This is a genomic window from Streptomyces sp. NRRL B-1140 (assembly GCF_001280065.1).
In the GTDB taxonomy this organism is placed as follows: domain Bacteria; phylum Actinomycetota; class Actinomycetes; order Streptomycetales; family Streptomycetaceae; genus Streptomyces.
Window position 1 is genome coordinate 29,251 of record NZ_LGEA01000104.1, and the last position, 14,013, is coordinate 43,263.

The following is a 14,013-nucleotide window of genomic DNA, read 5'->3' on the forward strand; positions in this document are numbered from 1 at the left end:
GTTTCCCACCCCGAACAGGCGCCGTTCCTCTGTGCTGTTCGCCTGGCCGTCGCATGCTCGACCGCTGCTGCTCTCCCGTGGACCGCGGGAAGCCACACAACGGGAGGTTCCCGGCGATGTGGGGTGGTGAATGAAGCAAATACGTTCCCAGACCGGTCAGTTGTAGTGCTGAATGGGATGAGCGGGGTATGCAACGGCGCACGCCCGGCACGAAGGGAGGGGCGCCCGCGCCAACTGGCGGCTGAGAGGGGTTAGTTCGTGCATGCTTTGTCACACGGCACCACATCGACACCGGCCACGATCGCAGTTCCACCATCGCTCTCTCTCCCGGTGATCGAGGCGGAGTTTCCCCGGCGACTCCACCCGTATTGGCCGAAGTGCCAGGAGAAGACCCGGGCCTGGCTGCTCGAAAAGCGGCTCATGCCGGCGGACAAGGTGGAGGAATATGCCGACGGCCTTTGCTACACCGACCTCATGGCGGGGTACTACATCGGTTCCCCCGACGAGGTCATGCAGGCGATCGCCGATTACAGCGCGTGGTTCTTCGTCTGGGACGACCGTCACGACCGCGACATCGTGCACGGGCGCCCCGCGGCTTGGCGGCTGCTGCGGGACCGGCTGCACTCGGCCCTCTACTCCCCCCGGGAGCATCTGCACCACGAGGATCCACTGGTCGCCGGGTTCGCGGACAGCGTGCTGCGGCTGTACGCCTTCCTGCCCCAGACGTGGAACCTCCGGTTCGCCCGGCACTTCCACGCGGTGATCGACGCGTACGACCGGGAGTTCCACAATCGCACGCAGGGAATCGTTCCGACGGTCGAGGAATACCTTCGGCTGCGTCGGCTCACCTTCGCGCACTGGATATGGACGGACCTGCTGGAGCCGGCCGCCGGTTGCGAACTGCCCGACCGCGTGCGGAAACACCCGGCGTTCCGTAGGGCTGCGTTACTGAGTCAAGAATTCGCCGCATGGTACAACGATCTGTGCTCGCTGCCGAAAGAGATAGCGGGCGACGAGGTGCACAATCTCGGAATCAGCCTCATCATCCATGAGGGGCTGACCCTGGAACAGGCGGTCGTGGAAGTCCGGCGCCGTGTCGAGAAATGCATCGCCGATTTTCTCGATGTCGAGCAGGAAGCCTTACGGTTCGCCGACGAGCTCGCGGACGGCACCGTGCGGGGGAAGGAACTGAGCGCCGCCGTGCGGGCCTGTCTGGGCAATATGCGGAACTGGTTCAGCTCCGTCTACTGGTTCCACCACGAGTCCGGCCGGTACATGGTCGACAGCTGGGACGACCGGTCCACGCCCCCGTACGTCAACAACGAAGCGGCAGGTGAGTCATGACCGTCGAGTCTGTACAGCCCGAAACCCCGCCGGCCGTGCAGCTGCGGGAACCGCCCCGGGCGGGCGGTGGTGTCCCGGCCCTCGGGCACGGCTGGAAGCTGGCGCGCGACCCGCTGGCGTTCATGTCACGGCTGCGCGACGACGGCGACGTCGTACGGCTCAAGCTCGGGCCCAAGACGGTGTACGCGGTCACCACTCCGGCCCTGACCGGCGCCCTGGCGCTGAGCAACGACTTCATCATCGCCGGGCCGCTGTGGGAGTCCCTGGAGGGCCTGCTCGGCAAGGAGGGTGTGGCCACGGCGAACGGCCCGCGGCACCGGCGTCAGCGGCGCACCATCCAGCCCGCCTTCCGGCTCGACGCCATCCCCGCCTACGGCCCGATCATGGAGGAGGAGGCCCACGCGCTCATCGAGCGCTGGAAGCCCGGCGAGACGATCGACTGCACCTCCGAGTCCTTTCGGGTGGCCGTGCGGGTCGCGGCCCGCTGCCTGCTGCGCGGCGAGTACATGGACGAGCGGGCCGAGCGGCTGTGCGTCGCCCTCGCCACCGTCTTCCGGGGGATGTACCGGCGGATGGTGGTCCCGCTGGGTCCGCTCTACAACCTGCCGCTCCCGGCCAACCGGGAATTCAACCGGGCATTGGCCGATTTGCATCTCCTCGTGGACGAGATCGTCGCCGAGCGCCGGGCATCCGGTCAAAAGCCGGACGATTTGCTGACGGCATTGCTGGAGGCGAAGGACGACAATGGCGAGCCGATCGGGGAACAGGAGATCCACGATCAGGTCGTCGCGATCCTCACCCCCGGCAGTGAAACCATCGCCTCCACGATCATGTGGCTGTTGCATATGCTCGCGGAGCATCCCGAACACGCCGACCGGGTGCGCGACGAAGTCGAAGCCGTCACCGGTGGGAAGCCGGTGGCATTCGCAGACGTCCGAGGACTCAGGCACACCAACAATGTCGTGGTCGAGTGCATACGTTTGAGGCCGGCCGTCTGGATTCTGACGCGCCGGGCGGTGCGGGACACGGAACTCGGTGGATACCGTATTCCGTCCGGGGCGGACATCATCTACAGCCCCTTCGCGATCCAGCGCGACCCGAGGTCGTTCGAGCGAAACCTGGAGTTCGATCCGGACCGCTGGCTTCCGGACCGGGTCAAGGGCATCCCGAAGCACGCCATGAGCCCCTTCAGCGTGGGCAACCGCAAGTGCCCGAGCGACCACTTCTCCATGGCCATGCTGACGCTGATCACGGCGGCGCTGGCCACCAGGTATCGCTTCGAGCAGGTGGCGGGGTCCAAGGGCGATCCGCGGGTGGGTATCACGCTCCGGCCGCACGACCTGCGGGTACGGCCGGTCGCGCGGTGACCGAGGCCGTCTTTCAGGCTGCTTCGGGGCCTCTGAAGGTGCGCCGGTAGGCGTTCGGGGTGGTCCCGATCGTCCGGACGAAGTGGTGGCGCAGTGTGGCCGCGTTGCCGAACCCCGTTCGGCCGGCTATCGCGTCCATGGTCTCGTCCGTCGCCTCCAGCAGCCGCTGGGCCAGCAGCACACGCTGGCGCAGGATCCAGCGGTAGGGAGTCGTGCCCGTCTCCTGCTGGAAGCGGCGGGCGAAGGTCCGCGGGGACATGAGGGCGCGGGCGGCCAGCTGCTCGACGGTGACCTCCTCGTCGAGGTGCCGCTCCATCCACGCCAGCACCTCACCGATCGTGTCGGCGTCGGGGAGCGGCAGCGGGCGCTCGATGTACTGGGCCTGGCCGCCGTCGCGGTGCGGCGGCACCACCATCCGCCGGGCGATCTTGTTGGCGACCTCGGTGCCCTGCTCCTTGCGCACCAGGTGGAGACAGGCGTCGATCCCGGCGGCCGTGCCGGCGGAGGTGATCACGGGGTCCTCGTCGACGTAGAGCACGTCCTGCTCGACCACCACGCGTGGGTACTGCCGGGCGAGGTCCTGGGCGTGCTTCCAGTGCGTGGCACAGCGGCGCCCGTCCAGGAGCCCCGCCGCGGCCAGCACGAAGACGCCGGAGCAGACGCTCAGCACCCGGGCGCCGCGGTCGACCGCGCGGCGCAGGGCGTCCAGCAGTTCCGGCGGGAAGTCCCGGTGCGCGTAGCTCTGCCCGGCCGGCACGGCGATCAGGTCGGCCGTCTCCAGCCGCTCCAGGCCGTGCTCGGCCTGGAGCGAGAAGCCCGAGTTCATCCGCAGCACCGGGCCCTCGGCCGAGGCGACGGCGAAGTCGTACACCGGCAGGCCCTCGTCGCTCCGGTCGGTGCCGAAGACCTCGCACACCACACCCAGTTCGAAGGGGTTCACGCCGTCGAGGAGAGCGACGGCCACGTTCTGCAGCATGCGTCCAGTGTGCCTCGCCCGTGGCAGTAATTCGAGGGTCCACGGCAGTACTGCCACTGACGGTAAGGAGCAATCAGCGCGACAGTGGTGTCCATGAACAGCAACCAGGTAGAAGCACTGATCGGACTGACCGCCACCTTCGGGATCCTGGTCCTCCTGATTCTCCCGTCCGTGATCGGCCTGGTGCGCGAGAGGCGCATCGACCGTCAGATCCGGGAGGCTCAGGAGGCCCGCGAGGAGGTGCCGGCTCAGAAGTCCTCGTCCAGGTCGACGGTGCCCTCCACCGCGACCTGGTACGCCGAGGGCCGCCGCTCGAAGAAGTTGGTCAGCTCCTGAACCCCCTGGAGCTCCATGAAGGAGAAGGGGTTCTCGGAGCCGTACACCGGAGCGAAGCCGAGGCGGGTCAGCCGCTGGTCCGCCACGCACTCCAGGTACTGCCGCATCGACTCGGTGTTCATGCCCGGCAGGCCGTCACCGCACAGGTCGCGCGCGAACTGCAGCTCGGCCTCGACGGCCTCCCGGAGCATGTCTGTCACCTCCTGCTGGAGCCGGTCGTCGAAGAGCTCCGGCTCCTCCTTGCGGACGGTGTCGACCACGTCGAAGGCGAAGGACATGTGCATCGTCTCATCGCGGAACACCCAGTTGGTGCCGGTGGCCAGACCGTGCAGCAGGCCCCGGCTGCGGAACCAGTAGACGTAGGCGAAGGCGCCGTAGAAGAACAGGCCCTCGATGCACGCGGCGAAGCAGATCAGGTTGAGCAGGAACCGGCGGCGGTCCGCCTGGGACTCCAGCCGGTCCAGCTTGTCCACCGAGTCGATCCACTTGAAGCAGAAGGAGGCCTTCTCGCGGATGGACGGGATGTTCTCCACGGCCGCGAAGGCCGCCGCGCGGTCCTCGGGGTCGGGCAGGTAGGTGTCGAGAAGCGTCAGATAGAACTGGACGTGCACGGCCTCCTCGAAGAGCTGACGGCTCAGATACAGCCGCGCCTCGGGGGAGTTGATGTGCTTGTACAGCGTCAGCACCAGGTTGTTCGCGACGATCGAGTCGCCCGTCGCGAAGAAGGCCACCAGCCGGCCGATCAGGTGCTGCTCCGCGGGGGAGAGCTTGGCGAGGTCGGCGACGTCGGAGTGGAGGTCGACCTCCTCCACGGTCCAGGTGTTCTTGATGGCGTCCCGGTAGCGCTCGTAGAAGTCGGGGTAGCGCATGGGGCGCAGGGTGAGCTCGAAGCCGGGGTCGAGAAGGTTCTGGGTGCTCATTACTGGCAGGCCTCGCAGGACTCGGGGTTTTCCAGGGAGCAGGCGACCGCTTCGGGGTCGGGGGTGGCCTGCACGGGGACGGTGGCCTGTGCGGCGCGGGCGATGCGGGTCGCAGGGCGCGAGCGCAGGTAGTACGTCGTCTTCAGCCCGGACTTCCAGGCGTAGGCGTACATCGAGGAGAGCTTGCCGATGGTCGGCGTCTCCAGGAAGAGGTTCAGGGACTGGGACTGGTCCAGGTACGGGGTCCTGGCCGCCGCCATGTCGATCAGACCGCGCTGCGGGATCTCCCACGCCGTGCGGTAGAGGGCGCGGACGTCCTCGGGGATCCAGGCGAAGTCCTGCACCGAGCCGTTGGCCTCGCGCAGGGCCTCACGACTGCGGGCGTCCCACACGCCGAGCCGCTTCAGCTCGTCCACCAGGTAGGAGTTGACCTGGAGGAACTCGCCCGACAGCGTCTCGCGCTTGAACAGGTTGGACACCTGCGGCTCGATGCACTCGTACACGCCCGCGATCGACGCGATCGTCGCCGTGGGCGCGATGGCGAGGAGCAGCGAGTTGCGCAGGCCGGTCGTGGTGACGCGCTCGCGCAGGGCCGCCCAGCGCTCCGGCCAGGTCGGCTCGGTGCCGTAGTGGTCGGGGTGCAGCACGCCCCGGGCCGTACGGGTCTTCTCCCAGGCCGGGAGCGGGCCGTTGCGCTCGGCGAGGCCGGCGGAGGCCTCGTAGGCGGCGAGCATGATGCGCTCGGCGATGCGGGTGGACAGGGCCTTGGCCTCGGGCGAGTCGAAGGGCAGGCGCAGCTTGAAGAAGACGTCCTGAAGGCCCATCGCGCCGAGGCCGACCGGACGCCAGCGGGCGTTGGAGCGGCCCGCCTGCTCGGTCGGGTAGAAGTTGATGTCCACGACCCGGTCGAGGAACGTGACGGCCGTGCGGACGGTCTCGTCCAGCCGCTCCCAGTCGATGTCCCCGCCGGTCACGAACGCGCCGAGGTTCACCGAGCCGAGGTTGCAGACCGCCGTCTCCCCGTCGTCGGTGACCTCGAGGATCTCCGTGCACAGGTTGGACGAGTGCACGACGTGGCCCGGCTCGGCCGTCTGGTTGGCGGTGCGGTTGGCGGCGTCCTTGAAGGTCATCCAGCCGTTGCCGGTCTGCGCCAGGGTGCGCATCATGCGGCCGTACAGCTCGCGGGCGGGCAGGGTCTTCTTCGCGAGGCCCTTCGCCTCGGCCGCCCGGTAGGCGGTGTCGAACTCCTCGCCCCACAGGTCGACCAGCTCGGGCACGTCCGAGGGGGAGAACAGCGACCAGTCGGCGTCCGCGTTCACGCGCCGCATGAACTCGTCCGGCACCCAGTGCGCGAGGTTCAGGTTGTGCGTACGGCGGGCGTCCTCACCGGTGTTGTCGCGCAGCTCCAGGAACTCCTCGATGTCGGAGTGCCAGGTCTCCAGGTAGACCGCCGCCGCGCCCTTGCGCCGGCCGCCCTGGTTCACGGCGGCGACCGAGGCGTCCAGGGTCTTCAGGAACGGGACGATGCCGTTGGAGTGGCCGTTGGTGCCGCGGATCAGCGAACCGCGGGCGCGGATGCGGGAGTACGCGAGTCCGATGCCGCCGGCGTGCTTCGACAGCCGGGCCACCTGGTGGTACCGGTCGTAGATGGAGTCCAGCTCGTCCTTGGGGGAGTCGAGGAGGTAGCAGGACGACATCTGGGGGTGCCGGGTGCCGGAGTTGAACAGGGTGGGGGAGGAGGGGAGGTAGTCGAGGCGGCTCATGAGCCCGTAGAGCGCCGCGACCTCGTCCAGCGCGCGCGTGGTGTCGTCCTCGGCGAGGCCGCTGGCCACCCGCAGCATGAAGTGCTGGGGCGTCTCGACGACCTTGCGGGTGTGCGGGTGGCGCAGCAGGTAGCGGCTGTGCAGCGTGCGCAGGCCGAAGTAGCCGAAGCGGTCGTCGGCCGCCCGGTCGATCAGCGCGTCGAGACGGGCGGCGTGGACGCGCACGAACTCGGCGGTCCGGTCGGCGATGAGGCCCTCGCGGTGGCCGACCGCGACGGACTCGGTGAAGGACGTGACGCCCTGCGAGGCGGCCTCTTCACGGATGCCGATGGTCAGCAGCCGGGCGGCCAGCCGGGAGTAGGCGGGGTCCTCGGAGATCAGACCGGCCGCGGCCTCCGTCGCCAGCTCCCGCAACTCCCGCTCGTCCGCCCGCGCGGAGCGGCCGCGCAGCGCGGCCGCGGCGACCCGGCCGGGATCGGCGTCGGGGAGGTCGGCGGTCAGCTCGGTCAGGGTCCGCAGCAGCGCGGCACCGGGGGCGTCGTGCTCTTCTTCGGCGGCTGAGACCGGTTCGGCTGGCGCGATGGTCACGTGGGGCTCTCCCTCGCTCGGCACGGGGACCTCGTCGAGGGCAGGGGGCAGCACACGAGCGCACGCGGCGTCGCGTCCACCGGCCCATTCCACGAGGCCCGGACGTCAGGGCACACCGGCCGGGTGGCCGGGCGCGCTGTCGGCAGGTCCTCGGACTGACTCCCATGCGCATATGGGCATGGGTACACCGTTGCGGGACAGTTCCGGATTCGCACCGGATTCCCCTGCGGCGGCAGCGAGCATGAGCATACATCTTGTGCCGGGCTCGGTTGGCACCCCCAGATGTTGTGTCGCGGTGGTGTCGGAGCGTCATCTCTACGTGACAGCGGGCCGCCGTGACACATGGTCACGACGGCCCGCTGCGGGGTGTTCGTGGTGGGCCGGAACCCTGGGATCAGTGCGCGGAGCCGGCCGTCGCGGGCGGGAGTTCCACCTGGACGCCGGGGTCGCCCGCGTCCGCCGTGTAGTCCTCCGGCTTGGTCTCGTCGACGCCGTCGGGGGCCTTCAGGGCCTTCAGGACGAAGGTCAGGACCACCGTCACCACCACGTTCAGGACGAACGCCGTGAGGCCGATGTAGCCGATCTCGCCGATGCCCGGGATCTCCTTCGCGGAGCCACCGAAGTGCTTCTGGGTCGGGGAGGCGACGCCGTACGCCGCGACCGTGCCGTAGATCATGCCGACCGCCCAGCCCGCGAGCAGCGCCCAGCGGTGGAACCAGCGGGTGAACAGGCCGCCGACCAGGGCGGGGAAGGTCTGCAGGATCCAGATGCCGCCCAGCAGCTGGAAGTTGATGGCGACCGTCTTGTCCATGGTGAGGACGAAGGCCAGGGCGCCGACCTTCACGAGCAGGGAGACCAGCTTGGACACCTTGGTCTCCTGCGCCGGAGTGGCGTCCGGCTTGATGAAGTCCTTGTAGATGTTGCGGGTGAACAGGTTCGCGGCCGCGATGGACATGATGGCGGCGGGCACCAGCGCGCCGATGCCGATCGCCGCGAACGCCACGCCCGCGAACCAGTCCGGGAACATCGTCTCGAACAGCTGCGGGATCGCCAGCTGCCCGTTCTGCACCTTGATCCCGGCCGCGATCGCCATGAACCCGAGCAGTGCCAGCAGGCCCAGCATCAGCGAGTACAGCGGCAGGATCGTGGTGTTGCGGCGGATCACCTCACGGCTCTTCGAGGACAGCGTCGCCGTGATGGAGTGCGGGTACATGAAGAGCGCGAGGGCGGAGCCCAGCGCCAGCGTGGCGTACGTCCACTGGCCGGGCTCGGCCGGTGTCAGCGCACCGCGCGGCGCGCCCGTCGCCGGGTTGGTCTGGCCGTACGCCTCGCCGGCCTTGGCGAAGATCTCGTCGAAGCCGCCCAGCTTGATCGGGATGTAGATGATCGCCACCGCGATGACGATGTAGATCAGCGTGTCCTTCACGAACGCGATGAGCGCGGGAGCCCGCAGGCCCGACGAGTACGTGTACGCCGCCAGCACGCCGAAGGCGATCAGCAGCGGCAGGTCCTTGATGAACCAGTTGGTGTTCTCGCCGCCGCCGACGCCCATCACGTCCAGTACGGCCTGGATGCCGACCAGTTGGAGCGCGATGTACGGCATCGTCGCCAGGATGCCGGTCACGGCGACCGCCAGCGACAGGCCCTTCGAGCCGAAACGGCCGCGCACGAAGTCGGACGTGGTGACGTAGCCGTGCTTGTGGGAGACCGACCACAGGCGGGGCAGGAAGGTGAAGATCAGCGGGTACACCAGGATCGTGTAGGGCACCGCGAAGAAGCCGGCCGCGCCCGCCGCGTAGATCGCCGCCGGCACGGCGACGAAGGTGTACGCCGTGTACAGGTCGCCGCCGAGCAGGAACCAGGTGATCCAGGTGCCGAACGAGCGGCCGCCCAGGCCCCATTCGTCCAGGCTGTGCTCGTTCTCGGCCTTGCGCCAGCGCGCGGCCAGGAAGCCCATGACCGTGACGGCCAGGAAGAAGAAGATGAAGACGCCGAGCGCGACGCCGTTCACGCCGTCCTTCACTGCGACGCACCGCCCTTCGCGGCCGAGCGGGCGCGCTGGTCACGCTGCCACAGCTTGTAGGCGATCATCGTCAGAGCGGTGGAGATCAGCACCCAGGCCATCTGGTACCAGTAGAAGAACGGGATCCCGATGAAGGCCGGGTCGGTCTTGGCGTACGAGCCGACCCACAGCATGGCCACGAAGGGCGCTATGAGGCAGACCGCGATGACGACGCGCACGGGCGTCACCACCGGCCCTCTGCTGGCTTGTGGGGCTTGCGACATCAGGCGGCTCCGTCCCCTTGGTGATCACTTGCGGCGCAGGCAATCTAGGTCAGGGTGAGGCGGGAACGGAACCCCTCGTCCGCAATGCGGTACCCAACCGAAACCAGGCGTCAGCAGCGACGGAAGCCCAGCGACGCGGTCACTCGGCAGGCCGCTTCAGGCGGGCCACGAACTTGTACCGGTCCCCGCGGTAGACCGAGCGCACCCACTCCACCGGCCGGCCGTCCCGGTCCAGCGAGTGCCGGGAGAGCATCAGCATCGGCAGCCCGACGTCGGTGCCCAGCAGACCGGCCTCGCGCGGGGTCGCCAGCGATGTCTCGATGGTCTCCTCGGCCTCCGCGAGCCGGACGTCGTAGACCTCGGCCAGCGCGGTGTAGAGGGACGTGTACTTCACCAGTGAGCGCCGCAGCGCCGGGAAGCGCTTCGCGCTCAGGTGGGTGGTCTCGATCGCCATCGGCTCGCCGTTGGCCATGCGCAGCCGCTCGATGCGCAGCACGCGGCCGCCGGGCGTGATGTCGAGCAGCCCGGCCAGGCGGTCGTCGGCGGTGATGTAGCCGATGTCCAGCAGCTGCGAGGTGGGTTCGAGACCCTGGGCGCGCATGTCCTCGGTGTACGAGGTCAGTTGCAGTGCCTGCGAGACCTTCGGCTTGGCGACGAAGGTGCCCTTGCCCTGGATGCGCTCCAGCCGGCCCTCGACGACCAGTTCCTGCAGCGCCTGGCGCACGGTCGTGCGCGAGGTGTCGAACTCGGCCGCCAGCGTGCGCTCGGGCGGAACCGGCGTGCCCGGCGCCTGGGTTTCCGTCATGTCGAGCAGGTGCTTCTTCAGGCGGTAGTACTTGGGCACACGCGCGGTACGGACGGGCACCCCGTTCTCGTTCTCCGCACTGCTGACGTCGGTGCTCATGCTCCGCCTTCCCGGCCCGGTCTGCCGACTCGATCCCACTTGTATACCGTCGGCGCCTCTTTTGGTCTAGTCCACCATTCCCTGTGGTCTACCCGCAGTATGCCGTGTTCCGCTCGGGTTTTCGCTGGCTTCTTACTTAAAGGTTCCTGCATATGTAGGTCGCATAACAGCTGGTCAGAGCCGTATCGAGGCCCTTGACAGGCCTTCTGGTCCGGTCCAAGCTCCTCGTACTGGTCTACACCATTGGTCCAGGCCCGGCCCCACGTTCACTGCGGGGAGCCAGGGGGGTTGTGGGATCCCTGAGGAGGGTGGCGTGAAGCGCAAGCTGACAGCCGCGATCGGTATCGCGGGCATGATGGTCTCCATCGCGGCATGCGGGGGCGAGGGTGACGGGGGCTCGGACAAGGGCGCGGACGCCAAGGAGCTGACCGTCTGGCTCACCGTCGACGCCCAGAACAACTGGCCCGCACTGGTGAAGGCCGCCGACGCCGCGGTGCAGAAGAAGCACCCCGGCCTCAAGATCAACCACGAGTACTACGGCTGGCCCGACAAGAACGCCAAGCTCGACGCCGTCCTCGCCACGGACAAGGCTCCGGACGTGGTCGAGATGGGCAACACCGAGATGCTCGGCTACATGGTCAAGGGCGCCTTCGCCCCCCTCGACCAGGCGAAATTCGACAACTCCGACGCCTGGCTGGACGGCCTCAAGGCCTCCGTCACCTACGACGGCAAGACCTACGGCGTCCCGTACTACGCCGGCGGCCGCGTCGCCAACTGGCGCAAGGACGTGGCGGCGTCCGTCGGCGTGAAGTCGACGCCGAAGACCTACAAGGAGCTGACCGCCGCCCTGGACAAGATCCAGAAGAAGCAGGGCGACAAGTTCAGCGCCTGGTACCAGCCCACCCGCGACTGGTACGCGGCCATGTCCTTCGTCTACGACGCCGGCGGCGCCATCGCCACCGAGTCGGGCGGCCGGTGGAAGGCCTCCCTCTCCTCGCCCGAGTCCCTCAAAGGCCTGAAGGAGTTCAAGAACGTCGTCGACTCCTATATGCACGGCGACAAGACCAAGGACGAGTCCGACCGTTACATCGTCTACGGCCAGGGCAAGTCCGCCATGATCTTCGCCGCCGCCTGGGAGGGCGCCACCGCCGAGGACCCGAAGAACGACAAGACCGGCAAGCTCAAGGGCAACCTCGAGAACTTCGTGATGCCCGGCCCGTCCGGCAAGAACATGCCCGTCTTCCTGGGCGGCTCCGACCTCGCCGTACCGGTGAAGTCCGACGCGCAGGCCCTGGCCGCCGAGTGGATCAACGCGTTCACCGGCTCCTCCGGTCAGAAGGGCCTGATGGCCAAGGGCAACCTGCCCAACAACAAGACCGACCTCGCGACGCTCAAGAACGACCCGAAGACGGCCGTCCCCGCCACCGCGGCCGAGTCCAGCTGGTTCGTGCCGATGGCGCCCGGCTGGGGCCAGGTCGAGAAGGCCCAGGTCCTGCAGACCATGCTGCAGAACATCGGCACCGGCAAGAAGTCCGTCGAGGCCGCCGCCAAGGAGGCGGACGCCGCGATCGACAAGGTCATCAACAACAAGTGACCTGAGCGCAGGGCCCCGTCGCCTCCCCGCAGTCCTCGACGGGGCCCTGCATCCCGTACGACTGCATCCCGTACGACCTGAGGGATCGTCAAGGAGCGCGCGATGAGTGCCGCAGAGACCACCACCACCGTTAAGGTGCCGCCACCGCGGCAGGCACCACCGCCGCCCCCGAAGGACCGGCGGCCCCGCGGGCAGCGCACGTCGGGCGGGGCCTCGGTCCCCTGGCTGCTGCTCGCGCCCTGCCTGCTGATCCTCGCCCTGGTCATGGGCTATCCGCTGGCCCGCCTGGTCACCCTGTCCTTCCAGAAGTTCGGGCAGTCCCAGCTGTGGGGCTTCCAGCCGGCCGAGACGGTCGGGTTCGACAACTTCGCCGAGGTACTGGGCGACGGCGAGTTCTGGGCCGTCGTCGTGCGCACGATCGTCTTCGCGGCCGGCGCCGTCGTCTGCACCATGGTGATCGGCATGGCGCTCGCCCTGCTGCTCCAGCGGGTCTCCGGCTGGCTCAAGATGCTCATCAACATCGTGCTGGTCGCGAGCTGGGGCATGCCGGTGATCGTGGCGACCACCGTCTTCAAATGGCTCTTCGACTCGGACTACGGCGTCTTCAACGCGCTGCTCAGCAAGCTGCCCGGCGTCGACATGGTCGGGCACAACTGGTTCGCGAGCGGCCCCGAGGGCCTGGCCGTGATCATGCTGCTGGTGATCTGGGGAGCCGTTCCGTTCGTGGTCATCACCCTCAGCGCCGGTCTCACCCAGGTCCCGAAGGAGCTGGAGGAGGCCGCCCGGCTGGACGGCGCCGGCTCCTGGGGCGTGTTCCGGTTCGTCACCCTGCCCGTCCTCAAGCCGATCATCGTGATGCTCACGACCCTGTCGGTCATCTGGGACATGGGCGTCTTCCCCCAGGTGTTCGTCATGCGGGGCGGCCACCCCGAGCCGGAGTTCCAGGTCCTCAACACCTACTCCTACGACCGGGCGTTCGTGGTCAACGACTACGGCCAGGGCTCGGCCATCGCGCTGATCACCGTCCTGCTGCTGCTCGGCGTGGTCGCCGTCTACATGCGGCAGATGCTGAAGATCGGAGAGGTCGAATGAGCACGCTCGCCGCAGCCCGCCGCCGCAGGAACCCGCGGCTCGGCTGGAACCTCCTCGGTCTCCTGGTCTTCCTCGTCGCGGGGTTCCCGCTCTACTGGATGCTCAACACCGCGTTCAAACCCGCCAAGGACGCCATCGACCCCGATCCCAGCCTGCTGCCGACCGGCTTCACCCTGGACAACTTCAACCGGGCGCTGGACATCGCCGACTTCTGGGGGCCGGTGGGCCGCAGCCTGGTCGTGTCGCTGGCCGTGGTCGTCATCGGCATGGCGGTCGGGCTGCTGGCCGCGCTCGCCATCTCCCGCTTCGCCTTCCGCGGCCGCAAGATCGTGATCGTGGGCATCCTCGCGGTCCAGATGGTGCCGTTGGTCGCCATGATCATCCCGGTGTTCCTGCTGCTCAACGACCTGGGCCAGTACGACCGGCTGACCGGCCTCATCATCACGTACCTGACTTTCGTCCTCCCGTTCACGGTGTGGACGCTGCGCGGCTTCATAGTCAACATCCCGAAGGAACTGGAGGAGGCGGCCATGGTCGACGGCTGCTCGCGCACCGGCGCCTTCCTCCGGGTCGTCTTCCCGCTCCTGGCCCCCGGCATGGTCGCCACCTCGGTCTACGGTTTCATCCAGGCCTGGAACGAGTACCTGTACGCCTTGATGCTCCTGAGCCAGAAGAACCAGACCGCGACCGTCTGGCTCGGCAACTTCACCACCAAACACGGCACCGAATACGCCCCGATGATGGCCGGCGCCACGATGATGGCCGTGCCGATCGTCGCCCTCTTCCTCCTCGTCCAGCGCAAGATGGCCGCGGGCCTGACCGCCGGCGCAGTGAAGGGATGAC

General features: G+C 68.3%; 12 protein-coding genes and 1 riboswitch. Of the genes, 6 read left to right on the top strand and 6 right to left on the bottom strand.

Annotated features, from left to right (window positions below):
* Positions 1-258: 258 nt before the first annotated feature.
* Together cyc1 and ADK65_RS23745 are read left to right on the top strand one after the other, a co-directional pair.
* The gene (cyc1, locus tag ADK65_RS23740; protein WP_107092366.1) at positions 259-1,344 is read left to right on the top strand and encodes an epi-isozizaene synthase; all 1,086 of its coding nucleotides are present in this window, start codon (positions 259-261) and stop codon (positions 1,342-1,344) included.
* Complete coding sequence (locus tag ADK65_RS23745) at positions 1,341-2,711, top strand: cytochrome P450 (RefSeq protein ID WP_053672395.1); 1,371 nt, start codon at positions 1,341-1,343, stop codon at positions 2,709-2,711. Before cyc1 ends, ADK65_RS23745 begins: the two co-directional genes overlap by 4 nt.
* 13 nt (positions 2,712-2,724) lie before the next feature.
* On the opposite strand, the gene ADK65_RS23750 is transcribed toward ADK65_RS23745, so the two are convergent.
* The gene (locus ADK65_RS23750; protein ID WP_053672396.1) at positions 2,725-3,687 is read right to left on the bottom strand and encodes a GlxA family transcriptional regulator; all 963 of its coding nucleotides are present in this window, start codon (positions 3,685-3,687) and stop codon (positions 2,725-2,727) included.
* Positions 3,688-3,780: 93 nt separating this feature from the next.
* Here ADK65_RS23750 and ADK65_RS38940 point away from each other — a divergent pair, with 93 nt between their 5' ends.
* Complete coding sequence (locus ADK65_RS38940; protein WP_199825691.1) at positions 3,781-4,023, top strand: hypothetical protein; 243 nt, start codon at positions 3,781-3,783, stop codon at positions 4,021-4,023.
* Here ADK65_RS38940 and ADK65_RS23760 read toward each other — a convergent pair.
* The 5 genes from ADK65_RS23760 to ADK65_RS23780 all read right to left on the bottom strand — a co-directional run bounded on the left by ADK65_RS23760 (position 3,936) and on the right by ADK65_RS23780 (position 10,484).
* Entirely contained in the window at positions 3,936-4,943 is a 1,008-nt protein-coding gene (locus tag ADK65_RS23760; protein ID WP_053672398.1) for a ribonucleotide-diphosphate reductase subunit beta, read from the bottom strand. The genes ADK65_RS38940 and ADK65_RS23760 overlap by 88 nt on opposite strands.
* On the bottom strand, positions 4,943-7,294 hold the full coding sequence (locus ADK65_RS23765; protein WP_053672399.1) for a ribonucleoside-diphosphate reductase subunit alpha: 2,352 nt from the start codon (positions 7,292-7,294) through the stop codon (positions 4,943-4,945). Before ADK65_RS23765 ends, ADK65_RS23760 begins: the two co-directional genes overlap by 1 nt.
* Positions 7,295-7,417: 123 nt before the next feature.
* Positions 7,418-7,550: riboswitch (cobalamin riboswitch) on the bottom strand.
* 138 nt (positions 7,551-7,688) lie between these two features.
* Positions 7,689-9,317 (bottom strand): monocarboxylate uptake permease MctP, encoded by a 1,629-nt coding sequence (gene mctP / locus ADK65_RS23770; protein WP_053672400.1) that lies wholly within the window; start codon positions 9,315-9,317, stop codon positions 7,689-7,691.
* Complete coding sequence (locus tag ADK65_RS23775; protein ID WP_199825692.1) at positions 9,314-9,580, bottom strand: DUF3311 domain-containing protein; 267 nt, start codon at positions 9,578-9,580, stop codon at positions 9,314-9,316. Before ADK65_RS23775 ends, mctP begins: the two co-directional genes overlap by 4 nt.
* Positions 9,581-9,719: 139 nt before the next feature.
* Positions 9,720-10,484, bottom strand: a complete 765-nt coding sequence (locus ADK65_RS23780; RefSeq protein ID WP_053672402.1) for a GntR family transcriptional regulator — start codon at positions 10,482-10,484, stop codon at positions 9,720-9,722.
* A gap of 313 nt (positions 10,485-10,797) precedes the next feature.
* On the opposite strand from ADK65_RS23780, the gene ADK65_RS23785 reads away from it, so the two are divergent.
* The 3 genes from ADK65_RS23785 to ADK65_RS23795 all read left to right on the top strand — a co-directional run bounded on the left by ADK65_RS23785 (position 10,798) and on the right by ADK65_RS23795 (position 14,012).
* Positions 10,798-12,078, top strand: coding sequence for an extracellular solute-binding protein (locus tag ADK65_RS23785; RefSeq protein WP_053672403.1), 1,281 nt, complete (start codon positions 10,798-10,800; stop codon positions 12,076-12,078).
* A 102-nt stretch (positions 12,079-12,180) separates the two neighbouring features.
* Entirely contained in the window at positions 12,181-13,170 is a 990-nt protein-coding gene (locus ADK65_RS23790; RefSeq protein ID WP_053672404.1) for a carbohydrate ABC transporter permease, read from the top strand.
* Positions 13,167-14,012 carry a carbohydrate ABC transporter permease gene (locus tag ADK65_RS23795; RefSeq protein WP_053672405.1) on the top strand — a complete coding sequence of 282 codons (846 nt, stop codon included), beginning with the start codon at positions 13,167-13,169 and terminating at the stop codon, positions 14,010-14,012. Before ADK65_RS23790 ends, ADK65_RS23795 begins: the two co-directional genes overlap by 4 nt.
* The last annotated feature ends 1 nt before the right edge of the window (position 14,013 follow it).